General features: G+C 67.1%; 32 protein-coding genes. 19 read left to right on the top strand and 13 right to left on the bottom strand.

The features are described from left to right. Positions 1-52 precede the first annotated feature (52 nt). The 3 genes from HLAC_RS04725 to HLAC_RS04715 form a co-directional block, all read right to left on the bottom strand. A complete protein-coding gene (locus HLAC_RS04725; RefSeq protein WP_015909703.1) occupies positions 53-328 on the bottom strand; it encodes a transcriptional regulator in 276 nt (91 codons plus the stop codon). Between the two features lie 60 nt (positions 329-388). Further along, the gene (locus HLAC_RS04720; RefSeq protein WP_015909702.1) at positions 389-931 is read right to left on the bottom strand and encodes a DUF2249 domain-containing protein; all 543 of its coding nucleotides are present in this window, start codon (positions 929-931) and stop codon (positions 389-391) included. Between the two features lie 127 nt (positions 932-1058). Further along, positions 1059-1424 (bottom strand): DUF5658 family protein, encoded by a 366-nt coding sequence (locus HLAC_RS04715; RefSeq protein WP_015909701.1) that lies wholly within the window; start codon positions 1422-1424, stop codon positions 1059-1061. Positions 1425-1622: 198 nt separating this feature from the next. Between HLAC_RS04715 and nth the strand changes: the two genes are divergently transcribed. The 6 genes from nth to HLAC_RS04685 all read left to right on the top strand — a co-directional run bounded on the left by nth (position 1623) and on the right by HLAC_RS04685 (position 6189). Then, positions 1623-2306 (top strand): endonuclease III, encoded by a 684-nt coding sequence (nth, locus tag HLAC_RS04710; protein WP_015909700.1) that lies wholly within the window; start codon positions 1623-1625, stop codon positions 2304-2306. 134 nt (positions 2307-2440) lie between these two features. Then, positions 2441-2998, top strand: coding sequence for a DoxX family protein (locus HLAC_RS04705; protein WP_015909699.1), 558 nt, complete (start codon positions 2441-2443; stop codon positions 2996-2998). A gap of 359 nt (positions 2999-3357) precedes the next feature. After that, positions 3358-4437 (top strand): glutamate--cysteine ligase, encoded by a 1080-nt coding sequence (locus tag HLAC_RS04700; protein ID WP_015909698.1) that lies wholly within the window; start codon positions 3358-3360, stop codon positions 4435-4437. 79 nt (positions 4438-4516) lie between these two features. Beyond that, entirely contained in the window at positions 4517-5140 is a 624-nt protein-coding gene (locus HLAC_RS04695) for a winged helix-turn-helix domain-containing protein (protein WP_015909697.1), read from the top strand. A gap of 60 nt (positions 5141-5200) precedes the next feature. Continuing rightward, positions 5201-5695 (top strand): phosphopantetheine adenylyltransferase, encoded by a 495-nt coding sequence (locus tag HLAC_RS04690; RefSeq protein ID WP_015909696.1) that lies wholly within the window; start codon positions 5201-5203, stop codon positions 5693-5695. Next, positions 5692-6189, top strand: a complete 498-nt coding sequence (locus HLAC_RS04685; RefSeq protein WP_015909695.1) for a hypothetical protein — start codon at positions 5692-5694, stop codon at positions 6187-6189. Before HLAC_RS04690 ends, HLAC_RS04685 begins: the two co-directional genes overlap by 4 nt. Before the next feature lie 9 nt (positions 6190-6198). Here the strand turns inward: HLAC_RS04685 and HLAC_RS04680 are convergent, their stop codons facing one another. The 5 genes from HLAC_RS04680 to HLAC_RS04660 all read right to left on the bottom strand — a co-directional run bounded on the left by HLAC_RS04680 (position 6199) and on the right by HLAC_RS04660 (position 9368). After that, positions 6199-7635 carry an FAD-dependent oxidoreductase gene (locus HLAC_RS04680; protein ID WP_015909694.1) on the bottom strand — a complete coding sequence of 479 codons (1437 nt, stop codon included), beginning with the start codon at positions 7633-7635 and terminating at the stop codon, positions 6199-6201. Positions 7636-7715: 80 nt separating this feature from the next. Continuing rightward, positions 7716-8240, bottom strand: a complete 525-nt coding sequence (locus HLAC_RS04675) for an RNA-binding protein (protein ID WP_015909693.1) — start codon at positions 8238-8240, stop codon at positions 7716-7718. Between the two features lie 21 nt (positions 8241-8261). Beyond that, entirely contained in the window at positions 8262-8450 is a 189-nt protein-coding gene (locus HLAC_RS04670) for a hypothetical protein (protein ID WP_004050211.1), read from the bottom strand. Between the two features lie 80 nt (positions 8451-8530). Then, on the bottom strand, positions 8531-9112 hold the full coding sequence (locus tag HLAC_RS04665) for a DUF7524 family protein (protein ID WP_015909692.1): 582 nt from the start codon (positions 9110-9112) through the stop codon (positions 8531-8533). 61 nt (positions 9113-9173) lie between these two features. After that, positions 9174-9368, bottom strand: coding sequence for a methytransferase partner Trm112 (locus tag HLAC_RS04660; protein ID WP_015909691.1), 195 nt, complete (start codon positions 9366-9368; stop codon positions 9174-9176). A 136-nt stretch (positions 9369-9504) separates the two neighbouring features. Between HLAC_RS04660 and HLAC_RS04655 the strand changes: the two genes are divergently transcribed. From HLAC_RS04655 to HLAC_RS04625, 7 genes are all read left to right on the top strand, one after another. Beyond that, a complete protein-coding gene (locus HLAC_RS04655; RefSeq protein WP_015909690.1) occupies positions 9505-9783 on the top strand; it encodes a ribonuclease P protein component 4 in 279 nt (92 codons plus the stop codon). A 214-nt stretch (positions 9784-9997) separates the two neighbouring features. Beyond that, the gene (locus tag HLAC_RS04650) at positions 9998-11224 is read left to right on the top strand and encodes a pyridoxal-phosphate dependent enzyme (RefSeq protein ID WP_015909689.1); all 1227 of its coding nucleotides are present in this window, start codon (positions 9998-10000) and stop codon (positions 11222-11224) included. A 63-nt stretch (positions 11225-11287) separates the two neighbouring features. Then, positions 11288-11878: a GNAT family N-acetyltransferase gene (locus tag HLAC_RS04645; protein ID WP_015909688.1), complete on the top strand. Its 591-nt coding sequence runs from the start codon at positions 11288-11290 to the stop codon at positions 11876-11878. Positions 11879-11978: 100 nt separating this feature from the next. Next, entirely contained in the window at positions 11979-13016 is a 1038-nt protein-coding gene (locus HLAC_RS04640) for an AI-2E family transporter (RefSeq protein ID WP_015909687.1), read from the top strand. A gap of 108 nt (positions 13017-13124) precedes the next feature. Then, positions 13125-13526 carry a cytidine deaminase gene (cdd, locus tag HLAC_RS04635; protein ID WP_015909686.1) on the top strand — a complete coding sequence of 134 codons (402 nt, stop codon included), beginning with the start codon at positions 13125-13127 and terminating at the stop codon, positions 13524-13526. A 67-nt stretch (positions 13527-13593) separates the two neighbouring features. Next, positions 13594-14421, top strand: a complete 828-nt coding sequence (locus HLAC_RS04630) for a nucleoside phosphorylase (RefSeq protein WP_015909685.1) — start codon at positions 13594-13596, stop codon at positions 14419-14421. Between the two features lie 105 nt (positions 14422-14526). Next, entirely contained in the window at positions 14527-15708 is a 1182-nt protein-coding gene (locus HLAC_RS04625) for an NAD(P)/FAD-dependent oxidoreductase (protein ID WP_015909684.1), read from the top strand. A 180-nt stretch (positions 15709-15888) separates the two neighbouring features. Here the strand turns inward: HLAC_RS04625 and HLAC_RS04620 are convergent, their stop codons facing one another. Continuing rightward, entirely contained in the window at positions 15889-16422 is a 534-nt protein-coding gene (locus HLAC_RS04620; RefSeq protein ID WP_015909683.1) for an Rrf2 family transcriptional regulator, read from the bottom strand. Between the two features lie 67 nt (positions 16423-16489). Further along, entirely contained in the window at positions 16490-16705 is a 216-nt protein-coding gene (locus tag HLAC_RS04615; RefSeq protein ID WP_015909682.1) for a hypothetical protein, read from the bottom strand. Positions 16706-16803: 98 nt separating this feature from the next. Between HLAC_RS04615 and rocF the strand changes: the two genes are divergently transcribed. Continuing rightward, positions 16804-17709, top strand: coding sequence for an arginase (gene rocF, locus HLAC_RS04610; RefSeq protein ID WP_015909681.1), 906 nt, complete (start codon positions 16804-16806; stop codon positions 17707-17709). Between the two features lie 15 nt (positions 17710-17724). Here rocF and HLAC_RS04605 read toward each other — a convergent pair whose 3' ends face one another. Further along, a complete protein-coding gene (locus HLAC_RS04605; RefSeq protein ID WP_015909680.1) occupies positions 17725-18021 on the bottom strand; it encodes a DUF7565 family protein in 297 nt (98 codons plus the stop codon). A 139-nt stretch (positions 18022-18160) separates the two neighbouring features. Here HLAC_RS04605 and HLAC_RS04600 point away from each other — a divergent pair, with 139 nt between their 5' ends. Next, positions 18161-18979 carry a PHP domain-containing protein gene (locus HLAC_RS04600; RefSeq protein WP_049933259.1) on the top strand — a complete coding sequence of 273 codons (819 nt, stop codon included), beginning with the start codon at positions 18161-18163 and terminating at the stop codon, positions 18977-18979. 33 nt (positions 18980-19012) lie between these two features. Here the strand turns inward: HLAC_RS04600 and HLAC_RS04595 are convergent, their stop codons facing one another. Further along, complete coding sequence (locus HLAC_RS04595) at positions 19013-19516, bottom strand: metal-dependent hydrolase (RefSeq protein WP_015909678.1); 504 nt, start codon at positions 19514-19516, stop codon at positions 19013-19015. A gap of 164 nt (positions 19517-19680) precedes the next feature. Between HLAC_RS04595 and HLAC_RS04590 the strand changes: the two genes are divergently transcribed. Beyond that, the gene (locus HLAC_RS04590; protein ID WP_015909677.1) at positions 19681-20784 is read left to right on the top strand and encodes a pyridoxal phosphate-dependent aminotransferase; all 1104 of its coding nucleotides are present in this window, start codon (positions 19681-19683) and stop codon (positions 20782-20784) included. 364 nt (positions 20785-21148) lie between these two features. Here the strand turns inward: HLAC_RS04590 and HLAC_RS04585 are convergent, their stop codons facing one another. Beyond that, positions 21149-21793, bottom strand: coding sequence for a ferredoxin--NADP reductase (locus tag HLAC_RS04585; protein WP_015909676.1), 645 nt, complete (start codon positions 21791-21793; stop codon positions 21149-21151). A 335-nt stretch (positions 21794-22128) separates the two neighbouring features. Here HLAC_RS04585 and HLAC_RS04580 point away from each other — a divergent pair, with 335 nt between their 5' ends. The 3 genes from HLAC_RS04580 to HLAC_RS04570 all read left to right on the top strand — a co-directional run bounded on the left by HLAC_RS04580 (position 22129) and on the right by HLAC_RS04570 (position 26190). Continuing rightward, entirely contained in the window at positions 22129-23886 is a 1758-nt protein-coding gene (locus HLAC_RS04580; protein WP_015909675.1) for a 2-oxoacid:acceptor oxidoreductase subunit alpha, read from the top strand. Between the two features lie 3 nt (positions 23887-23889). Beyond that, the gene (locus tag HLAC_RS04575) at positions 23890-24753 is read left to right on the top strand and encodes a 2-oxoacid:ferredoxin oxidoreductase subunit beta (RefSeq protein ID WP_015909674.1); all 864 of its coding nucleotides are present in this window, start codon (positions 23890-23892) and stop codon (positions 24751-24753) included. A gap of 201 nt (positions 24754-24954) precedes the next feature. Then, positions 24955-26190, top strand: a complete 1236-nt coding sequence (locus HLAC_RS04570; protein ID WP_015909673.1) for a digeranylgeranylglycerophospholipid reductase — start codon at positions 24955-24957, stop codon at positions 26188-26190. Positions 26191-26200: the final 10 nt, after the last annotated feature.

The following is a 26200-nucleotide window of genomic DNA, read 5'->3' as shown; positions in this document are numbered from 1 at the left end:
GGCGATCGCCATGGATCGCAGGTCTCGGCCTACTTTTTAAAAAGCAAAGGTCCTACCGAATTACGAACGCCGGCTCTTCGATCCGCTCGCTCTTACACTCCGGGCACCGCGAGGGCTGGTTGATCGGGTCATCGAAGCCGTCGAAGCCGCAGTCGCGGCACTCGGGCGGCGCGACCAGCAGCTCCGCGTCGCCCTCGACCGACCGCGAGACGTGCTCCACGTGGTCGTACACGACGGGCGTCGGCAGCGAAAACGTCACCCCGAGGTCGCTCGCAGTCGCTGGCCCCTCGCGGAGGGTGTCGGCGATACGCTGGCGGGTCGTCTCCATGGGCCGGATTCGACGGCGATATATAAAACGTCGCCGGCGGAGCCAACCGCTATCACCGACTCACTCGTCCGGTTTCAGCGCCAGCACCACGAGCGCGGTGGCGTCCTCGGTCGCGGTCGGCTCGATCGCCGTCTCGCCGTCGAACCTGACAATCTCCCCCGCTTCGACCGCGTGCATCTCACCGTCGAGTCGCACCTCGAACGCCCCCGTCAGCGCGTGGAACAACACCGTCCGGTCGGGGTGGGTGTGCTCGGGAACGCTCTGGCCGGCGTCCAGCGACAGTCGGACCGTCTTCGGCTCGCGCCCGGGGAACGCCGCCGCGTGCGGCTCGCCGTCGAGATCCGCGAGCCGGACTTGCTCCGGGCCTGACTCGGGTCCGACCTTCGGGAACTCGGCGACGAACCGCGACGCCTCCTCGCGCTCGACGGCGTAGCCGTCAGCGTCGAACGCGGGTACCTCCGCCGCCATCTCGTGGTAGAGCGGCGTCGGCTCGTGGTCGTTGACGATGGTGAGCGTCTCGCCGGGCTCCAGTTCGGCAAACTCGTCGTGTATCCGGTCGTGTCGCTCGCTCGGCGGGATCTGTCTGACATCGAGTTCGGTCATCGTGCGCGTCTCGGTCTCCGAGGGGGATGGGCCGTGTCGCGAACATGTTCGGCTCCGCGGGTCGCATCGGTGCAAACCGGCGTTGACCGGGGCAGGTCGCGCAACGAAGAGGGTACTGTCGGTCGGCTCAAGAGAGCCACAGCAGACGGATGTTGCTCGCGGTGAGGTAGGTCCCGACGAGCGTCAGGAGGACGGGCGGGAAGTAGTAGAGGAGCGTGTCGCCGTCGCGGGCGCCCGTGACGCTGATCCAGAGCATCACGAGGTAGACGGCGATTTTTAACAGTACGAGCCCGGAGAGTCCGAACGAGTCAAGCGCAAGCACGACGATGGGGTTCGCCTCGCCGATCGTCGGGACGTACTCCAAGAAGGCGATCGTCGAGACGATGTCGCCGACGCCGTACGTCGCGGTCGCGGCGATCCACAGCCAGTAGAACTCCTGTGGTCGGCGGTTGTACGCCGGGCGTCGCCGGCGTCGATCGCGGGACCGGGACACGTCTCGACGTGTCGGTGGGGCGACGTGAACCTGACGATTCGGTATGGTCGGCAGTCCGCGTCGGTTCGGCAGTTCGGTAGTCTGCGTCGGTTCGGCAGTTCGGTAGTCCGCGTCGGGTCGTCAATTCGGCTCTCTCACCGCGGGGATCGATCGCGTCGCTTCCGGATCGTTCAATGGCGCCCGTGCGGAGGAACCGATATGGGAACGCCACTGGAGCCACGGGAAGAGCAGGTCGAGGAGGTCCTCGATCGACTCTACGAGGAGTACCCCGATTCGACCATCTCGCTGAACTACTCGAACCGGTTGGAACTGCTCATCGCCGTGATCCTCTCCGCGCAGTGTACCGACGAGCGCGTGAACAAGGTGTGTGCGGATCTGTTCGAGACGTACGAAACGCCCGAAGACTACGCGAACGCGCCCCAAGAGGAGCTCGCGGAGGCAATCAACTCGATCACCTACTACAACAACAAGGCGAAGTACATCCGGTCGGCCTGCGCCGACATCGCCGAGCAACACGACGGCGAGGTACCCGACACGATGTCGGAGCTGACGGAGCTGGCGGGCGTCGGTCGCAAGACCGCCAACGTCGTGCTCCAGCACGGCCACGACGTCGTGGAGGGGATCGTCGTCGACACCCACGTCCAGCGGATCACCCGCCGGCTCGCGATCACGGAAGAGGAGAGCCCGAAGAAGATCGAACAGGACCTCCTCGACGTGGTTCCCGAGGAGGACTGGCAGCAGTTCACGCATCTCATGATCGACCACGGCCGCGCGACGTGCACCGCGATCAACCCGGACTGCGGCGACTGCGTGCTCGCGGATGTGTGCCCCTCGGAGAAGGCCGACGGCGACGTGGATCTGGCGAGCGGCGAGGCGTGGTAGAGAGTCATCCGTTCGGGACGAGTATTTAAAGACCCACACGACGCGGGGAGATCGCCGATCCGTTCTCTTTGAAAGGGAACTCGCTTCCGAGTTTATGTGTGCTCTCGGCGTATCCGTATATGAGGAGAGACACAATGTCCACAAAAACCACAAACGAGTTCGGCGGGGAGATCGGCGGCGTCACGATCCTGGGGAAGGCGCACTCGCTGTCGGCGCTGTTCATCGTCCTGCTTCGAGCGACCATCGGCGGGATGATCCTGTTCGCTGGGCTCGGGAAGGTTTCGGAGTGGCCGTTCGACGCGGCCGGCTACCTCGTTCACGGCGTCGACGCGGCGAGCCCGGTCAGCGGGCTGTACGCCGCGATGGCGTCGAACGCGGCGCTGATGGAGTTCGTCAACGTCTTCGTCCCGGCCACGCAGCTGCTCATCGGCACGGCGCTCATCGTCGGGGCGTTCGTCCGGCTGGCCGCGCTCGGCGGCGCGATACAGATGACGCTGTTCTACCTCGGCGGGTGGAGCGGCGACGCGCTCGCGCTGTTCGATTCGACGCTGGTGTACGCGATCGTGTTCCTCACGGTCGCCGCGTTCGGCGCAGGCCGCGTCCTCGGCCTCGACGCCTACATCGAGCGGTTTGAGGTCGGCGGGCAGGCGCTCGTCGAGGAGTTCCCGGCGCTCCGGTACATCCTCGGCTGAACGGGGACGATCGCGGGTGGGGAGAGAGACGAGGCGCGTGAACGCACGCCGCCGACTCGTTTTCCGTAAGTTCGGGTTTAGATTCGGGTTCAGATTCGGTTTTTAAACGTCGTTTCGTCGCAGAGCGACGACACAGCGATCAGTCACGAATCGGTCGGAGTCGGAGCGACGACTCCACGGTGACTACCTCCAAAGCTCCAGTCACCGGCGGCGAAGCCGCCGGCGACGCCACCGCAGCCGTCCGTTATTTATAAGCGGAGATCCCGGATTCGTCGATCGGTTACATACCCGTCCACGACACCGGTGCTCCGCTTCGGCTTTCAATCGTTATAAGACCGCGCGGGCGATACGGAGCGGTAATGGAACTCGGTTCGCGGGACGCGTTCGCCCGGATGGAGACCCTCGGCATCGAAGAGGAGTTCTACATCGTCGATGCCGACGGCCGCCCGACCTCGGGGATTGACGATCTCGTCTACGGCCGCGATCCGCCGGCGGAAGTCCCGGAGGGGTTCGACCACGAGCTGTTCAAGTGCACCATCGAGGCCCAGACGGAACTGATCGAAGATCCGTCGAACGCGGTCGACGCCCTCTCGACGGTGCGGGCGGCGCTCGTCGATCACGCCGCCGCCGACGGCTACCGGATCGCGGCCGCGGGCCTCCACCCGGCCGCGAAGTGGCGGGAGCTCGAACACGCGGAGAAGCCGCGGTATCAGGCGCAACTCGACCGGATCCAGTACCCGCAACACCGAAACACGACGGCGGGGCTCCACGTCCACGTCGGCGTCGACGACGCGGACAAGGCCGTCTGGATCGCCAACCGACTCCGGTGGCACTGCCCCGTGCTGCTCGCCCTCTCGGCGAACTCCCCGTTCTGGAACGGCTTCGACACCGGGCTCGCGTCGGCCCGTGCGAAGATCTTCGAGAATCTCCCGAACACGGGGATCCCCTCCGCGTTCGACGACTTCGACGCCTTCCAGCGCTACGAGCGCCGGATGGTCGAGCGGGGCTCTATCGCCGACCGCGGCGAACTCTGGTTCGACGTGCGCCCCCACACTGGCCACGGCACGGTCGAGGTGCGCGCCCCGGACGCCCAGCGCGACCCCGGGGTCACTCTCGCGTTCGTCGAGTACGTCCACGCCCTCGTCGTCGATTACGCCGAGCGCTACGCGGACGGCGAGTCCCCGCCGACCCTCCGCCGGGAGCTGTTAGACGAGAACAAGTGGCGGGCGATCCGCCACGGTCACGACGCCTCCTTCATCACTCGCGACGGCGAGGACACGGTCTCGCTCGGCGAGGCCGTCGCCGACGAGTGCGACCGCCTCGGAATCGACGGGATCCGAGACGTGTACGACGCCGAGAGCGGGAGCCAGCGCCAGCGCCGACTCCGCGAGGAGGGCGGTCTCGACGCGCTCTGTGACGACCTCATGCTGTCGCCGTAGGCGGCGGACTCGTCCGCCCGTTCCGTCGGAACCGAAACGACGAGAAACGCTTTTGGGCGCGCGGACCGCAGTTTCCGGTATGACAACGGACGATTCCGACGACGATTCCGGCGACGACCCCGCTTTCGACGCCGCTGACGGTCCCGCTTCAACTGCCGACGACGAGTCACCGACGGAGCGAACCCGCGAGGAGCTGCGGAAGACCAAAGAACGGCTCGGCGAGAGCGCGGACAAGGCCGTCAAGGGGTTCGACGACAACATCGTCGATCTCCTGTCGTGGCTGCTCGACACCGAGACCCGCGCGCGGATTTACGTCTTCCTCCGCGACAACCCGAACAGCACCAGCGACGAGGTCGCCGACGGCACCGGGCTCTACCCGAGCACGGTCCGCGAGGCGCTTGCGGAGCTCCACGACGAGGGTACCGTCGACCGCGACAAGCGAGAGGCGAGCGGCGCGGGCAACAACCCCTACGAATACGAGGCGATCGCGCCGAGCGAGCTGGTGCAGGGTGTCGTCGGCGACGTTCAGCGGGAGCTCAACGCCGTGTTCAACCTCGACCGGCGGCTCGGCGGCGAGTCCCCCGACGGCGACACGGAGCCGGTCCAAATCTCGGTCGACAGCGATGACGAAGACGAGAAGAGAAGCGATGAGGCCGACGAAGCCGACGACGGCGAGGAAGACGGCACCAAGAGCGACCGCTAGGCCGCCCTCGTCCGCTCCCGGTTCAAGACGTTTTAAGTTCCGCCCGCGCAACTGTCGTGCATGAACGTCGCGCTGGGTGGTACGTTCGATCCCGTTCACGACGGCCACCGGAAGCTGTTCGAACGGGCGTTCGAGCTGGGTGACGTGACCGTCGGACTCACGTCTGACCGGCTCGCGCCGAAGACCCGACACGTCGAGCGGTACGTCCGCCCGTACGACCGCCGGAAGCGCGACCTCGAAGCCGAGCTGGCCGACCTCGCCGGCGAACACGGCCGCGAGTTCGATGTCCGCGAGCTGACCGACCCGACCGGCATCGCCGTCGAGCCCGAGTTCGACGCGCTGATCGTCTCCCCGGAGACGAGAGACGGCGGCGATCGGATAAACGAGATCCGCCGCGAACGCGGCCACGACCCCCTCGAACTCGTCGTGGTCGACCACGTCTCGGCCGAAGACGGTGAGCGCATCTCCTCGACCCGGATCGTCGCCGGCGAGATAGACGAACACGGTACCCTCACCCCCGACCGGGAAGGTCGGGGCGCGACTCGCCCGGAATGACGGCGGACAACGACCCGGGGCGACTCGCACGCGTCGCTCTCGGCGAGGCGGGGTTCGAGCGCGCAACCGTCTGGAGCGCGGTCGGCTTCGCGGTCTCGTACGTCGCCTTCGACGTGGCCGCGCTCGTCGGCGAGGTCGCGGGGCTGACTCCCGCCGCCTCCGGTGTCGCTGCGGCCCTCGCGGCGCTGACCGCGGTCGGCACGGTCGCCTTCGCCGCGGTCGGCGGGGGTGTGATCCCCGCGGTCCTCCTGGCCTATGGTCCCTTCGCAGCGGTTCTCCTGCGGACGGCCGGTCCGGAACCGTACGCGATCGCGTTCGCTGACCCCGTTCCCTTCCTCGCCGCCGTCGTCGAATCGCTCGGCGTTGCCGTCGCGGCCGCGGTCGCGGTCGGCGTCGCCGGCTATGCGATCGGGCGAGTCGCCGCCGGAATCGGGGGCGATAAGCGAGAAAGCGACGCGGCCCCCGCGGACGAAAGCGCAAACGCGGACGACTGATCCGAACTACTACTCCTCGTCGAGCGTTCCGTTGAGCACCTTCGCAGCGACGAGGATCGGGTCCCACACCGGCGAGAAGGGGGGCGCGTACGCGAGGTCCAAGCGCTCGACCTCCGGAACGGTCATGTCAGCCTCCAGCGCGGTCGCGAGCGTGTCGATCCGGATCGCGGCGCGATCGGGGCCAACGATGCTCCCGCCGATGAGACGCCCCGTATCGCGGTCCGCGACGAGCGTCACGTCGGTCGGCGCCGCGCCCGGGTAGTAGCCCGATCGGGAGCCAGCGGTCACCGTCTCGCGGACCGGGTCGAAGCCGGCCTCGCGGGCCGTCTCCTCTTCGACCAGCCCGGCCCGCCCGGCCTCCATATCGAACGCCTTCACGACCGCGGTGCCCGCGATCTCGCCCACGGGCGAGGGGTCGCCGGCGATCGTGGCGCCGACTGCCCGCCCGGCCCGGTTGGCGGTGAGCCCGAGCGGCATCCACGCCTCCTCGCCGGTGACGGCGTGGACCGCGGTCGCGCAGTCGCCCGCGGCGTACACGTCCGGGAGGCTCGTCCGCCCGTACTCGTCCGTGCGGATCGCGCCGCCCTCGCCGGTCTCGACGCCGGTCCCGTCGAGCAGTTCGGTGTTCGGACGGATGCCGACGCCGACGATCGCGAGGTCGGCGGCGACCGAGTCCGCCGCTCCGTCGAGCGCGACGCCTTCGATCCGGTCGTCGCCGACGAGCGACTTCACGGGAGTTCCCCTGTGGACCGCCACGCCCTCCGCCTCCAGTTCGTCCGCGACGCGCTCGCCGACGGCCTCCCCGAACGGCGGGAGCAGGTGGCCGGAGCGCTGGAAGAGGTGCACGTCGAGCCCGCGACCGGACAGGGCCTCGGCCATCTCGACGCCGACGTAGCCGCCACCGACGATCGCCGCCGTCTCGGGAGCCGGCATCGCGGCGTTGCGGTCGACGCGCTCGCGGTCGACTGCGCTCACGTCGGCGCGGGCGGGGTCGTAGGCGTCCGGTTCGGCGATGTACGCGTCGATCGCGGCCGCGGCGTTCATGTCGTGAAGGGTGAAGGCGCCGTCCAGCCCGCGCACGTTGAAGGAGCCGGTCTCGGCGCGGCCGCCCGTGGCGACCAGCAGGTCGTCGTAGCCCTGTTCGATCGTCTCGCCCTCGGCGGTCTCGACGGCGACGGTCTTCGTATCCGAGTCGACGGCGATGACCTCGTGATCGCGTCGGAGATCGATCCCGCGCTCCTCGACCTCACTCGGCGACAGCGAGAGCAGGTTCGACATGCGCTCGACGCGCCCCTCGATGAAGTACGGCATCCCGCAGTAGGCGTACGAGATCCATCGTCCTTTCTCGAAGACAACGACCTCGCGGTCGGGCGCCTCGCGCCGGAACTTGCTGGCCGCGCTCAGCCCCGCCGCGTCCGCACCGACGACGACGAACGGATCGCTCATGGACGCATCGACGGCGGGGTGTAATAAAAAGCCACGCTGGGGGTGCGGGTCGGGCGCCCGTCCCTCGCGCTCTCTGTCAGCTACGACTCGTCGCTGGTGTCGTCGTCGCCGCTGGCGTCGTCGTCGCTGGTGTCGTCGTCGCTGGTGTCGCTGTCGTCACCGTTATCATCGCTATCGTCCGCCAGCCGCCCGAGCGTCTCTCGGGCGTTTTCGACGGCCGCCTCTTTCTTCGCAGGGTACGCCTCGACCTTCGCGCGGACGGTGATGCCGGGGCCGAGCCGAACCTCGCCGCCGAAGGCGGCCTGCTTGTCGACGCGGAGGAACAGCGCGCAGTTGTCGTCGACCCGCTGGTCGAGCTCGTCGATCACGCGATCAACCTCGTCGAGCTCGGAGAGTCGATCGAGGACGTGGCGCATTCCGTCTGCATTCTCGATCCGGGCCGAGAGCACGACGATCCGGTCGCCGTGGTGGCCGACGTTCTCGACGCGGTCCAACTCGGTGTCCTCGGGGAGGAACGTCCGGAGGGCGTCCGCGACCCGCTTTTCGTCCTCGGTGGCGTACGCGAACGCCCGGAGGTCGACGTAGTGGAACGGGACTGTAGCCATGCGGGTCGGGAAAAGGGGGAGTTACTCCTCGCTCTCGACGGCGTCGAGAGCGTCCTCGGGAACGCCGGTCTCCTGACCGTCCTCGAAGCTGACCGTGTAGGTCGCGTCGCCGAACATCGTCTCCATGACCTGCGTGATCGTGCCCGTCTCGCCGTCGTACTCGCTGTGTTTGTCGTGGAGAACGACCTCGTCTTCCTTCTCGAAGCTCATGCGCTCACCTTCCGCTGGCACGCTTAAAAGCGTCCGGATTCGCGGCGATTGGCGGGAGATACCACTTCCGCGCCATCTCGTCACCACACTGCTAGGAGTGCCACCCCGACCGACACCGTCAACACGACGGCGACAACCGCCGAGACGACCGCGCTGTCGAGCGCGAGTGCGATAGCGATCCCAGCGGCGAGCGCGAGAACACCGGTGATCGCCGCGGGCACGCCGCCCCGTTCGATCAGCCGGTCGGCCGCGGTCGCCGCGCGCTGGGACGACGAGACCTCCGGCGGACGCTCCGGCGGCTTCGTGAACGCCTCGTCGACGGCGACCTCGTCGGGCGCGGCGTCCTCAGGCGGATCGACTCGAAGGTCCACGTACCGAGTCTCGGAGCCGTAGCCGGTGACAATTTTTAGCTTTCCACGGACCGGCTCCGCCACGTCCGCGACGGAGACGTGGACGTGTTTGGTGGCCTCGTCGTCGACGAAGTGATTCGTCTCGGCCACCGAAACGACCCGGTCGAGGTCGTCGTCGAAGTGCAGGTGGACGTGCGTGGACCGTCCCTCGTTTTCGAGCGCGACGGCGAACGGGCCGGTCGTCTCGAACCGATCGGGCGCCCGGATCGAGTGAACCGCGTCCCCGTTCAGTTCGACGGAGAGTGTCGACACGCATGGGTTGACGCACTCACACTAAAAAAAGATGCAGTACGGAATGAGATGTTGATGCGTCCTACGCCATCGCCTCTTCGCGCATGTCCGGCGGGAGGAGATTCGGGATCCCGTCCTCGATCGGGTAGATCTCGCCGCATTCCGTACACGTGAGCGTCCCCGTGAGGATCTCCTCGTCGTCTCGTTCGTCGATATCGAGGTCGAGGTCGGCCTTGTCGAGCGGGCAGCAGATGACGTCCATCAGGGATTCTTTCATGCCGCGTCGTTCGCGCGGACCGCTAAAAAAGCGTGTGGGTTGGCGAGCCGGCGAGAGTGGCGGACGGCAGAGCGCAGCGGTCTGGCGGTCAGCGTCGATGGCAACGACTTTGCCGGTCCGTCACCCCCGGCGAGGTATGGGGATCCCGTCGGAACGGATCGATCGGCTGTTCGCGCTCGCCCGCGAGGCCGTCGTCGACGACGAGTACGACCGCGCGCGGGAGTACGTCGCGCTCGCGCGTCGGATCGCGGAGCGGAACCGCTGTGGCGTCCCCGCCGAGTTCTCACGGAAGACCTGTGACGACTGCGACGTCTACCTCCGACCGGGAAAGACGGGTCGCGTCCGGCTCCGCCCCGGCCGGGTCGTCGTCCGATGTCGCGAATGCGGGGCAACCGCGCGGTACCCGTTTGATTGATCCGGGGATCGATGGGGCTGCGGGACCACTAGATCAACGGGAACGACGGAATCGACGGAATCGACGGAATCGACGGAATCGACGGAATCGACGGAATCGACGGAATCGACGGAATCGACGGAATCGACGGAATCGACGGAATCGACGGAATCAGCTGAATCGCGGGTCGGCGCCGAGAGGGAAGCGATTAGTCGCCGCCGTCGAAAGGGCGGGTATGGAGACGACGGAGACGACGACGGCGTTCCGCGGGCTGGAGAGTCGCGCGTCGGGTCGCGTCCACGAGACGGCCGACCCGACGACCGTCTCGGCCGAGGAGCAGGCGCGCGGGCTCGACCCCGCCTACGACTACGACGCGGTCGACCCGGAGACGCTGCTGGAGTCTCCCCGCGACGGCCCCGCTGGGACGGGCCGCGGCCACTGGCGCTTCGACGCGCTGCTCCCGTTCCCCGCCGATGTCGCGATTTCGGCGGGCGAGGGTGCCACGCCCCTCGTCCCGACCGAGCGGCTCGCCGACGAACTCGACGTCGACGCGGTGTACGTCAAAGACGAGGGGCGGAACCCGACGGGCACCGTGCTCGACCGCGGCCTCTCGGTCGCGCTCACCGCGGTCGCCGCGCGGGCCGCCGAGGGCCAAGACGTGGAGCCGCTCGCGTGCGCGAGCCCCGGGAACGCCGGACAGTCGATGGCGGCGTACGCGGGCCGAGCCGATCTGCGGTCGTACGCCTTCGTCCCCTCCCGCTGTGCGTTCTCGAACAAGGCGATGACGAACGTCCACGGCGGCGACATGCGCGTGGTCGGCGGGCGCTTCCCGGACGCCGCTGACGCAGTCGACGAGCAGCTGGAGACCGACTACACCGACCTCGGGGAGTTCGTGACGCCGTACCGCCACGACGGAGTCAAGACGCTCGCGTTCGAGCTGGTCGCCGACCTCGACGCGGCGCCCGATGTCGTCATCGTGCCGACCGGCTCCGGTGAGGTCGTCGCCGGGATTTATAAGGGCTTCTCGGAGCTGGAGCGCGTCGGCGCGATCGACGATGTCCCGAAGATCGTCGCGGCGCAGGCCGCGGGCTGTGCGCCGATCGCGGCCGCGATCGAACGCGACCTCGACGAGCCGGAGCCGTGGTCGACGCCCGACACGATCTGCGGCGAGTTGGAGATCGCCGACCCCGCGGGCGGCGCGGCCGCAGTCGAGGCGGTCCGCGAGAGCGGCGGTACCGCTGTGGGCGTCGAGGACGATGACATTCTCGCGAGCGCGGTCGCGGTCGCGCAAAACGAGGTGATGGAGATGGGCGCCACCGGCGGCGCCGCGCCCGCCGGCGCGTGGGCGCTCAAGGAGGACGGCTTCTTCGACGGCGACGAGACGGTGATCCTCGTGAACAGCGACGCCGGGCTCAAGACGCCGGACGTGCTGCGCAGCCACCTGATGGGACAGGGTATTTAAATAGCAGTCGACGCCGACGTCCCGCGGGGAACCGTTTTCAGGTCGGCCCGCGTACGTGTATCCATGTACATCCGTGACGCCAAGAACCGTGACGAGGCGTGGTTATTGGACGCGATCGAGCAGTTGGGGCTCGACGATGTCGCCTTCCGGTCACGGGATTACGTGATCGCGGTCGACGAGGAGTCGGGTGACCGAGCGGGATTCGGTCGACTGCGTCTGCACCGGGGCGACGAGGAAGAAGAGAATCGGATCGAACTCACCGGAATCGGCGTCCTCCCCGAGTGGCGGGACCGCGGTGTCGGGGCGCACGTGATCGAGCGCCTCGTTGACACCGCGGCCGCGGACCGTTTCGAGACGGTGTACGTGCTCACCGACCAGCCCGAGTACCTGACCCAGTTCGGCTTCGAGCGGGTCGACACCGACGACCTCCCCGAGGCGCTCTCGGACCGGCTCGACGAGAAGCGCGAGTTCCTCGGTGGCGACGTGGTCGGCCTGCACCTGGCCGTCGACGACTTCGAGATGCTCGACCGGTTCCGCGAGGCGTTCAAGGCCGCCGAGCCGGCTGACGCCGCCGCTGACGACGCGACCGAGTCGCCCGAGGACTTCGGAATCGATCCCGAGTCGGCCACGTATAAGTACGACACGGGTCGGTGAGACGACGGCGTATCACACCCGTGCGTTGAGCTCTTCGGAGTCGCGCGGAGCCCTGATTTCGGGCCAGTAGAATAATGTACGTGTCAATCCATATTCAGATATGCCAGACAGATCCGCCCCCCCGACGTGGCTCGTCGGGAAACCAGGGCTGACCGCACTCGTCCTGCTGAGCAGTCTCCTCGCGTTGTTCGTCCTCCTGCCGTATCTCCAGTTCATTCTGTTCGGCGTGGTTCTCGCATACATCCTGTTTCCCGTCCAACAACGAGCCGAGCAGCACGTCAGGCCCACAATCGCGGCGATTGTCATTGTCTTGGGCGCGTTACTGTTCGTACTGATCCCGATCATCTATCTCCTCACGATCGCCGTCCAACAGTCGCTCAGGGTCGTGAGTGCCGTCAGAAACGGACAAATCGACGTTGCGTCGATCGAAGAACTCCTCGAGAGTACCGGATACCGCATCGACCTCGTCGCGCTGTACGAATCGAATCAGGAACGGATCGCAACAAGTCTCCAAGAGGTCACGTCAGGGGCGATCGACCTCGCCGGGAGTTTGCCAGGGCTGTTTATCGGACTGACCATCACGCTGTTCGTCCTCTTCGCCCTGTTGCGCGACGGGGAACAGCTCGTGGCGTGGGTCCAGTGGGTGCTGCCGGTCGACGAGGACATCCTGGACGAACTCCGCGAGGGACTGGATCAGCTCATGTGGGCCTCTGTCGTCGGGAACGTCGCCGTCGCGGCCATTCAGGCGGCGCTCCTCGGCGTCGGGCTCGCGATCGCCGGCCTCCCCGCCGTGATCTTTCTCACGGTCGTTACGTTCGTGCTGACGCTGCTCCCGCTCGTCGGCGCGTTCGGCGTCTGGGTCCCGGCTGCAATGTATCTCCTCGCAGTCGGACGACCGATTGCCAGCGCGGCGATAGCCGTGTACGGCCTGCTCGTTACCTTCTCCGATACGTACCTCCGACCCGCGCTAATCGGTCGGACCGGCGCATTCAACTCCGCTATCATCGTCATCGGCATCTTCGGCGGGCTCGTCGTATTCGGCGCCGTCGGCCTGTTCATCGGCCCCGTCGTCCTCGGCGGCGCGAAACTCGTCCTCGATTGCTTCGCTCGGGAACACACCGGAGAGCCGACTGCTTGAGCCCTCGCAAGCACGGACTGTGAGGGGGTTCGACAGGTGGGCGGTCGGTCTCGTGAACGGTGAGGTCGCGAACCGGCCATTTATTCGATCCCCGGTCGACGCCTCCGTATGGACCTGATCGAGGCCGCGCGCGACGCGCTCGACGACGCACACGTCCCGTACTCCGAATACCGCGTCGGCGCCGCGCTTCGGACCGCAGACGGCACCGTCTACACCGGCTGTAACATCGAGAACGCGAACTACTCCAACAGCCTCCACGCCGAGGAGGTCGCGCTGGCGGAGGCGGTGAAGAACGGTCACCGCGAGTTCGATCGGATCGCCGTCACTTCCGGCGTCCGCGACGGCGTCACCCCCTGCGGGATGTGCCGGCAGTCGCTCACGGAGTTTGCGGCCGACGACCTGATCGTCGTCTGCGACGAGGGCGACGGGGAGACCAGCGAGTACACGCTGGGCGAACTGCTCCCGAACACCATCTCCGAGGATACGCTCGACGACGCGCGCGAGGTCTAACGGACGGAACAGACTTCGAGCGACCGAGACGGAACTCCTTTTAAACGGCTCGCCGAAGGGCGAAGACATGACCGACAAGAGCGACAGGAGCGAGGATCCGAACGACGAGGTGCAGTACCACGTCGAGGTCGGTGAGGACGATGTCGCGGACGCCGTGCTGCTCCCCGGCAATCCCGAGCGCGTGGACAAGATCACGGCGCTGTGGGACGGCCACGAGGAGGTCGCACACCACCGCGAGTACCGCACTGCGACCGGGACCTACGAGGACGCGCCGATCTCTGTGACCTCGACCGGGATCGGCTCGCCGTCGGCCGCCATCGCGGTCGAGGAACTCGCCAGAGTGGGTGTCGACACGTTCATCCGGGTCGGCTCCTGCGGCGCGATCCAGCCGGGGATGGACGTGGGCGATCTGGTGATCACGACCGGCGCGGTCCGGCAGGAGGGTACCAGCGACGAGTACGTCCGCGAGGACTACCCGGCGGCCGCCGACGGCGAGGTCGTCTCGGCGCTCGTCGCCGCCGCCGAGCGGCTCGGCTACGACTATCACACCGGCGTGACGATGAGCGCCGACTCCTTCTACGCCGGGCAGGGCCGCCCCGGCTTCGAGGGGTTTGAGGCGGCCGGCTCCGACGAGCTGGTCGCGGAACTACAGGACGCGAACGTGAAGAACATCGAGATGGAGGCGTCGGCGATCCTCACGATCGCGAACGTGTACGGGCTCCGCGCGGGCGCGATCTGCTCGGTCTACGCCAACCGGGTCACCGGCGAGTTCCGCACCGAGGGGGAGTCGCGGACGGCCGAGACCGCGAGCCTCGCCGTGACCCTCCTCGCACGGATGGACGAGGTCAAACGCGAGGCGGGCGCCGATCGCTGGCACGCCGGCCTCTCGCTGTAGGCGGGCGGAGCGTCGGTCCCAGCGAACGACCGCGAGACGGCTGGCCGATAGGGGCGTCAACGACGTTCCAAAGCGACTTTACCCGCGGCCCGAGGAGTTACACACATGAGTACACAGGTCGTCGTCGTCGGTTCCGGGTACGCCGGTGCAGGGGCAGTGAAGGCGTTCGAAGACGAGGTTGGCGAGGGTGAGGCCGATCTCACGTGGATCTCGGAGCACGACTACCACCTCGTTCTCCACGAGGTCCACCGCGCGATCCGCAACCCCGCGGTCGCCGAGAAGATCACCATCCCGGTCGACGAGATCAAATCCCCCGAGTCCAACTTCGTACGGGGCCGCGTCGTCGACGTCGACACCAACGAGCAGGTCGTCGAGACCGACGACGGGACGACCGTCGACTACGACTACCTCCTGTTAGGCGTCGGCTCCACGACCGCTTTCTTTGGGATCGAGGGACTCGAAGAGAACGCCCACCAACTCAAGAGCCTCGCCGACGCGAAGGCGATCCACGAGGACGTCCGGTCGGCTGCCGCCGAGGCGACCCGCTCGGACCCCGTCGAGGTCATCGTCGGCGGCGCCGGGCTCTCCGGCATCCAGACCGCGGGCGAAATCGCGGAGTACCGCGATAAACACCGCGCGCCCGTCGATATCAAGCTCGTCGAGGGACTCGACGAGGTCTTCCCGGGCAACGATCCCCAGCTTCAGGGCGCGCTCCGCCAGCGGCTCGAAGACGCCGACATCGAAATACTCACCGGCGACTTCATCTCGAAGGCCGATGAGGACGCGGTGTACTTCGGCGGCGGCGAAGACGAGGAGCCCGAGGAACTCTCGTACGACGTGCTGATCTGGACCGGCGGCATCACCGGCCAGCCGGAGCTTGAGAACGTCGAGGTCGAGAAGGACGAGCGTTCGAACCGCGTCCACGCCGGCTCCGACTTCACCACCAGCGACGACCGCGTGTTCGCTATCGGCGACACCGCGCTCGTCGAGCAGGGCGACGACGACGTGGCGCCGCCGACGGCACAGGCCGCCTGGCAGGCCGCCGAGGTCGCCGGCGAGAACCTCGCGCGCGCCGCCCGCGGCGCGCCCCTCCAGTCGTGGGAACACACGGACAAGGGGACCGTCGTCTCGGTCGGCGAGGACGCGGTCGCCCACGACGTGATGGGGATGCCGATCAAGACGTTCGGCGGCACCCCCGCGAAGCTGCTGAAGAAGTCCATCGCGGTGCGATGGATCGCGAAGATCTCCTCGACCGGGCGCGGCGTGAGCGCGTTCGGCGATATGTAGGCGTCAGCGAGCGACACCCGATTCGGAGAGATCTTTCGTCGAGGGGCGACGGTTCTCGGATCCGCGAGCAGTGGTTCTATCGACAGCGACGAAGTCAGATACAGAGTTCGAGCGGCTGCGCTCGGGCTATTGACGGGTTCGCAAAGAGAGGACAGCAGAACGATATCGTCGAAAAGGCGGTTAGTGCTCGGCGGGCTCGTCGGGCGCTCGCATGTCGTCGATTCGGAGGATGAGGACGTTGGCGGTGTCGTCTTTCCCGTCGACAGTCCCGTCGATGACGAGCTTCGAGAGCGGTGTCGGGCCGACCGTGACGGAGTCGCCCTCATGGAAGTCGCGGACGGAGCCCTGGACGTGGATCTCGGCGCGGCAGAGCTCGGGGTGGTGAACGCTGGAGAGGTCGATCCCGTCGACGTTGACGCCCGTGACCTCCTCGCCCTCGTGGAAGATGGGGACGTCGGCGGGCTCGTCCATCCGCTGGATGTCGAGCGCCTCGTACGCGTTCGAGGTGGGCTTGTAGCCGCCCTTCGGGCCGGGGACGCCCTCGACCAGCTGGAGGGCCTTCAGGCTCTGCATCTGGTTGCGGATCGTGCCGGGATTGCGGTCGACTTCCTCGGCGATCGCCTCGCCTTTGACGGCGTCTTCCTGTTCCCCGTACAGGTTGATGAGGGCCGTGAGGATGCTTTTCTGACTCGATGTAAGCTCAATCGATGACATAGACGCGAATAGATGGCGGCACCGCTTAAATGCGATGGAAGCTCATTATAAATGATCGTGCGGTTTCTCAGGATCTGCGGAGCCGACGGAGCCGAACGTACGCGATCGGACTGGAGAGCGCGACCACGGCGCCGACGCCGATCAGCGCCAGACCGAGGTCCCCGACGAAGAACGCGAGCCCGGCACCGACGAGCCCGATCACGGCACCGGTGAACGCGACGGCGATCATGGCGCCGATCGGTTGGATGTCGGCCGGAGCGAAGTCGTCCTCGGAGCCGCTCATACTCGTCGTTGGTGCCCACCCGTGAAACCGTGTGCGATCGCGGTGCGATCGCAGCGAAGACCCTACCATTCAAGCGTTACGGGGGCGCTCTCTCGGACATGACCACTGTCAGGATCATTGGCGCACCGACCGACTACGGGGCGAACCGACGCGGTGTGGACATGGGGCCGTCAGCGATCCGCTACGCCGGGCTGGCCGACCAGCTCGCGAGCGCCGGCGTCGAGACCGTCGACGCGGGCGACCTCGCGGTCCCCCGCGCGGAGGAGCGTGACCCGGACGCGGAGGCCCCGCACGAGGGGGACGCGAAGTTCCTCCGCGAAACCGCCGACGTCTGCCGCCGGCTCGCGGACGAGGTGAGCGGGACGCTCGCCGAGGGGTCTGTGCCGCTCGCACTCGGCGGAGACCACTCGATCGCCATCGGTTCGCTCGTCGGCTCCGCGCGCGACGCGGAGATCGGCGCGGTGTGGTTCGACGCTCACGCCGACCTCAACACGCCCGCGACGACGCCCTCCGGGAACGTCCACGGGATGCCGCTCGCGGCCGCGCTCGGCCTCGGCGAGTTCGAGGGGTCGGACTGGGCGACCGCGCCCGGGCTCAATCCGGAAAACGTCGCACTCGTCGGGCTCCGCTCCGTCGACGACGCGGAGATCGACGTGATCCGCGACCACGGGTTCGCGGCGTACACGATGTCAGACATCGATGACCGCGGGATCACGGACGTGACTGAGGAAGCGATGGCCGAAGCGTCGGCCGGCGTCGACGGCGTCCACGTCAGTCTCGATTTAGACTGGCTCGACCCCAAGGAGGCGCCCGGCGTCGGCACCCCCGTCCGCGGGGGCGTCACCTACCGGGAGGCGCACAGGGCGATGGAGTCAGTCGCCGAGACCGATTGTGTCCGGTCGATGGAACTCGTCGAGGTGAATCCGACGCTGGACCAGCACAATGAGACCGCGGAGCTCGCGACGGAACTGGCCGCGAGCGCGTTCGGAAAGCGGGTGCTGTGACCCGGGGAGTCTCGCCTACGGGCTCCGGTCCAGCTGATCGACGACTCGCTGGAGGTCCGCCTCGCGCTCGATATCCCGTTTGATTCCTTCCCGGCGACGGACCGCCGCGGAGTCAGCGTCGTACGCGCGCACGAACTCGGCCCGGGTGTGTTCGTCGAACGCGTGCCGGATCGCGAAGTAGCCGTCCGGAACGATCGTGCCGCACACCTTGCACTCGTGGCGCTGGTGGCCGTTCGTCTGGTGGACGATGGCCGACTCCACGTCGTCGAAGGCGGCGTCGCAGCCGTCGATACCGCACGTCCAGCGGGGCATGTCACCCTGTCCCCGCCGCGAGGGATTAACGGTTTCCCCCGGCGGCCGTCTCTCGTCCCCGGTGCGCCCCCCTTCGGATCTCGCCGCGGTCCCCTCGACCGGCCTGGCTAGGACCGGCTCGCTGTCGAACGATACGCCTTTGCTCGGCGACGAAGAACGCCCACCCGTGACTCGACCGAGAACGCGCGTCGACGCCCACGTGAAGGTGCTCGACGACGACGTCGTGGCCCTCGCGAAGGAACGAGGGATCGACGCGCTCGTATACGCCCCGCACTTTACCCGCCTGCCGACGATCCGGAAGCGGGCTGCCCGGTTCTCCGACGACGACCTGACCGTGGTTCCCGCCCGGGAGGTGTTCACCGGCGACTGGGGGAACCGACGGCACATCCTCGTTCTCGGCTTGGACGAGCCCGTTCCCGACTACATTACCTTCGAGGCGGCGATGGCGGAGGCCGACCGGCAGGATGCGGTCGTGCTCGCGCCGCACCCGGGGTTCGCGACCATCTCGCTCACCCGCCCAGAGATCGCGGCCCACAGCACCCGGATCGACGCGGTCGAGACGTACAACACGAAGCTTCTCCCCCACCAGAACGCTCGGACGCGGCGAATCGCCGAGGCCACCGACCAGCCGGGGTTCGGCTCGTCGTATGCTCACCTTCCCGGCACCGTCGGCGAGGCGTGGACCGAGTTCGACGGTGACTACGACGGCGTCGACGGGGTCGTCGACGCCTTCCGCGAGGCGCGGCCTCGCACCGTAGTCCACCGCGGTGGGATCGGTCATCAGCTCCGCGGGCTCGTGGAGTTCGCTCACCTCGCGTACGAGAACACCTGGGAGAAGCTCGATCGACAGTTCCTCTCCGGCGACGAGCCGACCCTTCCGAGCAACGTCGCCTACGAGGGACGGTTCAACGACGTGAGCGTCTACTCCGGGACGCTCTCCGACTACCGGCCGAAGTGACGCAGCTGCCGTTTCGCAACCCGGACTGAGTCCTCAGATTCCGAGCCCTGCAGCCGCCTCTGAGGCGGCCGCCGAGATATCGAGATCGAGGGTCACGACGTAGGTGTGGAGCGCCCAGAAGACCGCCAGTTCCACGGCCGTAACGATCACGGTGACGAGATCCGCGTACTTGCTGCTCGTCGTTACGCCGGTCGGCATCCCGTATTCGGTGTCGGATAGCGGGTGGAACAGCGCGATCCCGCGGCGGCTCCCGATCACATCAAGGGCGTAGTGGGTCAACACGCCGATCCAGACGTACTGGAGGTTCCCGAACACGATCGGGTACGCGAGGAAGATCCCGAGGACTGGGAGGCTGTGGAGCGTCTTCCGGTGGCGACCGAAGGCGGTGTCGACGTCGGGGAACAGCGCCCCCAACACGATCGGGACAGTGATCTCGGCGACGGTCCGGGCAGTGGCCATGTCGAGGCCGGGCTCGATGACGAAGCCGAGCCCGAGCGCGAGCAGGAGGGCGTTGAGGACGTGGCCGCGTTTGTTCATACGCCGGGGTCGACATGGCTACAGGTGAAACCACCGGATTGGAACGGGATGAAGGTCGCGGACCGGGCGGCCGCGGCGCCGCAATTGCGGTCCGGGCGGTCGCGGCGTCGCGGTCGCGGTGTCGCGGTCGAAAGAGCCACGGCGCCCGACGCCGAGCGACCGGTATGGAGTACGAGGAGCCGAAGTTCTTCCACGTGATGCAGTACGCGGGCGCGGCCGACGGCGACGTCATCGACATGGTGAGCGGCAATCCCGACTGGGAGCCACCGGCCACCCTCCGGGAGGCGCTCCGTGAGTACGCCGACCTCCCCTCAGCGGAGTTCCAGTACCCGCCGAGCGAGGGACTGTTGGAGCTTCGCGAGGCGATCGCCGAGCGTCGGAACGTCGACGCCGACCGCGTGGTGGTCACGAACGGAACCGGCGAGGCGAATTACCTCGCGATAGCGCGCGCATTCGAGCGTGACGCGGGCGACGAGGCGCTACTGATGGATCCCGTCTACCCGTACTACCCCGGCAAGACGGACATGCTCGGCGGGGAGTCGACGCTCGTCCCGACCGAGCGCGACGGCGGGCTCGATGTCGACGCGATCCGCGAGGCCGCAAGCGAAGACACCGCCCTCATCGTCCTGAACACGCCGAACAACCCGACTGGCGCCGTGTACGACCTCGACGCAGTCCGCGAGGTCGTCGCGGTCGCCGACGCGGTCGACGCCCTCGTCATGGTCGACGAGGTGTACGACCACTTCGATCTGACCGGCGAGTTCGAGTCCGCGCTGATGCTTGACTCCGATCGCGTGATCGTCACCAGCGGCTTCTCGAAGTCGATGGCGATCACCGGATTCCGGGTCGGGTACGGGATCTTCCCCGAGGCGCACGTCGGCGACGCCAAGACGCGGCACATGCTCGTGAACGTCGCCGGGGCGCGTCCCTCCCAGTACGCGGTCCACCACGCGCTCGCGGAGACGCCGCCGAGCTACTACGCGGAAGCCCGCGAACTGCTCGCTGACCGCGTGGACGCGTTCACCGACGCGCTCGACGCGGCGGGCGCGGAGTACACCCGCCCGGAGGGGGCGTTCTACGTGCTCGCGCGCTTCGAGGGGTTCCCCGGAACGATGGAGAACGTCAAGCGCCTGATCGACGAGGCCGGCGTCGCCGGGATGCCGGGCGACGCGTTCGGCACCGCCCGCGGCGAGTGGATCCGGTTCGCCCTGGTGACGCCGCGGGCTGCCGAGGCCGCAGAGCGACTGGCCGACTACTTCGGGGACTGATCCGTGTCGGATCCGCGGTGGCGCGCGCCTCCGAGCGGCCGTTTATAAACGGCCGCGAGTAGTGAGGGACCGAAGGTCACTCTGACAGCCGGCGGCGAAGCCGCCGGCGAGAGCGCCGCGCGAGGTCGCCGGCGCTACGCGCCGGCTGCCAGAGAATCTTCGATTCTCGCTGGACGCGGTGAGCGCTCGGAGAGTGCGAACCGCGAGGCTGGGGAGGTGTGAGGGTGCGGTTGCGGAGCGGTTAGGGTTGACTCAAAGGGGCAGCCGGCGGCTTTGCCGCCGGCGACTGGGAATTTGGACGTGTTCTCCGCGGATCCACAGTCGTCCACTTATAAACGAGCAGCTAGAGCACCACGAGTCGCGTCTAGCCGAAGTTCTCGACCTTCGCGGCGTCGGCGTCGCTGCCGGCGGCCTCGATCGCGGCCTCCGCGTCAGCGACGAGGTCGGCGAAGCCGTACACGAAGACGGTCTCGCCCTCGCTGCCCGTCAGCGCCTCGGCGACCGCGTCGTCAAGCTCGTCGTCCGCGTCGAGCAGGTGAACCGCGGCGCCACGCGCTTCCAGTCGGCCCAAGCGATCCGCGTGCGACACGTCGTCGTCGCGGTAGACGACCGCAGCCTCGGCGCCGTCGTCGAGCGCGCGCTCCGCGATGGCGACCGCCGGGCCGACGCCGGGACCGCCCGCGATGACCACCGCGCGCGGCTCGCCGTCGTAGTGCTGGTCACCGAACGGGCCGGAGAGGGTCATCTCCGTGCCCGCCTCGGCATCCGCGAGGAACGCGGAGAACTCGCCACCCTCGTCGGTGTCGATGCCGACCGTGACCTCGAAGGTGTCGTCGATGGTCGGCGACGAGAGGGTATAAAAGCGGGCGACCGACTCGCCGTCGATCTCCGTGCCGAGCTTGACGAACTGACCGGGTTCGGCGGCGAAGCCGTCTGGCGCGTCGAACCGGAGGGCGTACGTGTCGCGGCCGACCGTCTCGACCGCGCTGACCGTCGCTGTCGTGTCCATACATCCGATCCGATCGGGAGACACAAACGTGTTCCCGTCGGCGTCGGTGCTGCCCGCATCGCAAACCGTCGTGAAACTCGCCGCTGTCGCCGACGCAGAGGGCTCTCGCGAGCGCGCGGGCGACCGAACCGATTCGACGACCGTCGAAACTCCGTTGACGCAGAGGGTTGATCGTGAAGAATTTGGAAAACGTTTGTCCAATAAACACCTGAAACACCGGCTAGTACACTATCGTAATTGACAATATTTGCAAAGTAGTAAACGAACGTTCAGAAATGGGCCAATGGCTCCTTCCAGAAGTCTTTTGATGAGTCCGGCGAAAGCCCCGTTATAGTATGGCTGCGGACTTCAACTGGGCTGTCGGCGGGGAGGCCGGCGACGGCATCGACTCGACCGGGAAGATCTTTGCGCAAGCGCTCTCTCGGGCGGGTCGACACGTGTTCACGTCGAAGGACTTCGCCTCGCGGATCCGAGGCGGCTACACCGCCTACAAGGTGCGAACCTCCGTCGACAAGGTACAGAGCGTCGTTGACCGGCTCGATGTGCTCATCGCGTTGACCCCCCGGACCATCGAGGAGAACCTCGACGAGCTCCACGAGGGGTCGGTGATCATCTACGACGGCGAGCGAACCACGATGCAGGACGTGGAGATCCCCGACGAGATGATCGGGATCGACGTTCCGCTCAAGCGGCTCGCCGAGGAGGCCGGCGGAGCGATCATGCGCAACGTCGTCGCGCTCGGCGCGGCCTGTGAGGTCGCCGAGTTCCCCATCGAGAACCTCGACTCCGCGCTCGAAAAGCGCTTCGCGGATAAGGGGCAGAAGCTCGTCGACAACAACAAGGAGGCCGCCCGCGCTGGACAGTCGTACGTCGACGAGGAGTACGACCACGAGTTCGACTACGACTTGGAGACTACTGACGAGGACTACGTCCTCCTCAACGGCGACGAGGCCATCGGGATGGGCGCCATCGCGGCGGGCTGCCGCTTCTACGCCGGCTACCCGATCACGCCCGCGACCGACGTGATGACGTATCTCACGGGCCGGATCGAGCGATACGGCGGCCACGTCGTGCAGGCGGAAGACGAGCTGTCCGCGATCAACATGGCGCTCGGCGCCGCCCGCGGGGGCGCGCGGTCGATGACCGCCACGTCCGGTCCCGGGATCGACCTGATGACGGAGACGTTCGGGCTCATCGCGACCTCGGAGACGCCGCTCGTCATCTGTAACGTGATGCGCTCCGGCCCGTCGACCGGGATGCCGACGAAACAGGAGCAGGGCGACCTCAACGGAATGCTGTACGGCGGCCACGGCGAGGTCCCCCGGTTCGTGCTCGCACCGACGACGATCGCGGAGTGCTTCTGGAAGACCGTCGAGGCGTTCAACCTCGCCGAGAAGTACCAGCTCCCCGTCTACCTCACCGCCGACCTCTCGATGGCGGTCACCGAGCAGACGTTCACGCCGGACACCTTCGACATGGACGAGGTGGAGATCGACCGTGGCTTCGTCGTCGACGAGACGACGATCGACGACCACATGAGCGAGTCGGGCGGCTTCCAGCCCCACGAGATCACCGACGACGGGATCTCGCCGCGGGCGTTCCCCGGCACCGCCGACGGCGCGCACATGTCCACCGGCCTCGAACACGACGAGCAAGGTCGTCGGACCGAGGATACCGGGATGCGCGTCGAGCAGGTCGATAAGCGCAACCGGAAAGTCGATACCGCCGAGGAGCGCGAGGACTGGAGCCCGCGCGAGTTCGGCGACGCAGACGCCGACACGCTCGTGATCTCGTGGGGGTCGAACGAGGGAGCGCTCGCCGAGGCGGTCGATCTCCTCGCCGACGAGGGGGTCGACGTGCGGGTGCTTTCCGTGCCGTACATCTTCCCGCGCCCGGACCTTTCCGAGGACGTCGAGGCGGCGGAGAACGTCATCGTCGTGGAGTGCAACGAGCGGGGTCAGTTCGCGAACCTCATCGAACACGACGTCTTGGCTCGCGTCGATCGGATAAACAAGTACAACGGCGTGCGGTTCAAGGCGGACGAACTCGCAGATGACATCAAGGAGACCCTCGCGGCGGGGGTGGAGGCGTAACCAATGAGCTCAGACATTCGATTCACCGATTTCAAGTCCGACAAGCAGCCGACGTGGTGTCCGGGATGCGGCGACTTCGGCACCATGAACGGAATGATGAAGGCCCTCGCGGAGACGGGCAACGACCCCGATAACACCTTCGTCGTCGCCGGCATCGGCTGTTCCGGAAAGATCGGCACGTACATGCACAGCTACGCGCTCCACGGCGTCCACGGACGCGCGCTTCCGGTCGGGACCGGCGTCAAAATGGCCCGTCCCGACATCGAAGTGATGGTCGCCGGCGGCGACGGCGACGGCTACTCCATCGGCGCGGGCCACTTCGTCCACGCCGTCCGGCGCAACGTCGACATGACGTACGTCGTGATGGACAACCGCATCTACGGGCTGACGAAGGGGCAGGCCTCGCCTACCTCCCGTGAGGACTTCGAGACGTCGACGAGCCCCGAGGGCCCCAAACAGCCCCCGGTCAACCCGCACGCGCTGGCGCTGGCGTCGGGTGCGACGTTCATCGCGCAGTCGTTCTCCTCGGACGCGCTCCGCCATCAGGAGATCATCCAGAAGGCGGTCGAACACGACGGGTTCGGCTTCGTGAACGTCTACTCGCCGTGCGTGACGTTCAACGACGTGGACACGTACGACTACTTCCGCGATTCGCTGGTCGATCTGAAGGAGTCGGACCACGATCCCAGCGACAAGGAGGCCGCCAAAGACGTCATCTTCGACGACGATACGGAGCATCAGGGTATCATCTACCAGGACGAGGAGTCGGTGCCGTACCACGAGCGTCACGGCGTCGACGAGGACATGTCCGTCATCCCGGACGGCGCGCCCGAGGGCGCGACGGACCTCGTCCGCGAGTTCTACTGAACCGCCCCCGAGCACGCAGGCGGTTTCTCTACCTGCACCCCGATCTGCGGCCGACGCCTTTTCCGATCGAGATCGCGATCGCGATACCCACCGTAATTCCGACCTCAGTGGATCGCCAAAATCCGGCGACCCAGCCGGGTCACAGCCTGTTTGCGACCGGTTTCAGCAAGCCTAATTACGTGGGTCCGTATTCACGGGTATATGGTTGATCGCTACGACGTCGTGATCGCGGGTGCCGGACCGGCGGGCGCTCAGTGCGCTCGCGATCTGGCGACGCGAGACTACGACGTCGTCGTTCTCGAAACGGAGTCGGAAGACGAGTTCCCCCGCCAGAGCAACAAGTCGACCGCCGGGACGTTCCCGTCGATGATGTCCTCCTTCGGGATCCCCGACGATGTGGTGATGTCGTACACCGACGACGTGGTGTTGGAGTCGCCCAACAACCACTACAAAAGCTACCAGCCCGGCGCGGTGTTAGAGTTCGCCGACTTCAAGCGGTTCCTCGTCGCGGACGGCCGCGAGAGCGGCGCCGAGTACCGGTTCGACTCGCGGGTGTCCCGGCCGATCCTCGACGACGACGGCGTCATCGAGGGCGTTCGGTACAACGGCGACGAGGAGGTGTACGCAGAGGTGGTCGTCGACGCCACCGGTCCCGCGGCACCGATCGCGAGCGCGCTCGACGTGGTCGATCTCGAACGCAAAAATCAGGCGATCGGTATCGAGTACGAGATGGAGGGCGTCGAGATGAACCACCCGGAGTACGCCGATCTACGGCGGTCGATGATGCTCCGACTCGACCACGACATCGCGCCCGGCGGCTACTCGTGGATCTTCGCAACCGGCGAGGACACCGCGAAGGTCGGGATCTGTTACATCCAGAACGACCGCCACCGCGAGTTCGCACAGGAGAGCCAGACCGTCGACGGCTACCTCGACGCGTGGATCGACCGCGACCCCCGCTTCGCCGACGCGACGAAGATCAACGGGAAGGTCCACCGGGGCTCCGCGCACATCCAGATGCCCGACCAGATGCACACCGACCGCTTCCTCGCGATCGGAGATACGGTCCCTTCCATCGACCCCCTCTGGGGCGAGGGGATCCACAAGGGGATGAAGTCGGCTCGCGCCGCGGCGGCCACCGTCGACCGGTGTCTCACCGACTCGAAGCGTCGCCTCGATGCGGAGAGCCTCGCCGTCTACGAGCGGCTCTGGCACCGCGACGTGGCCCCGCGGATGAAGTCGCGGCTGATGCTCACGCGGCTGCTGTACCTCGCGCCGAACGAGCGGTACGACCGGTTCATGCGCGACCTCCGGAAAACGGAAGAGAACACGCTCGAGAAGGCGAATCAAGGGGAGAAGGCGTCGATGGCGAAGCTGCTCCACCTCGACGACATCCCGCTTTTGGCGAAGTTCGCGCGCGAGCAGTTGGGGTCGTAGGGATGGAGTC

The sequence above is a fragment of the Halorubrum lacusprofundi ATCC 49239 genome (assembly GCF_000022205.1).
GTDB lineage: Archaea > Halobacteriota > Halobacteria > Halobacteriales > Haloferacaceae > Halorubrum > Halorubrum lacusprofundi.
The sequence above is the reverse complement of the archived record's forward strand: the minus strand, read 5'-3'. Positions and strand labels throughout refer to the sequence as shown.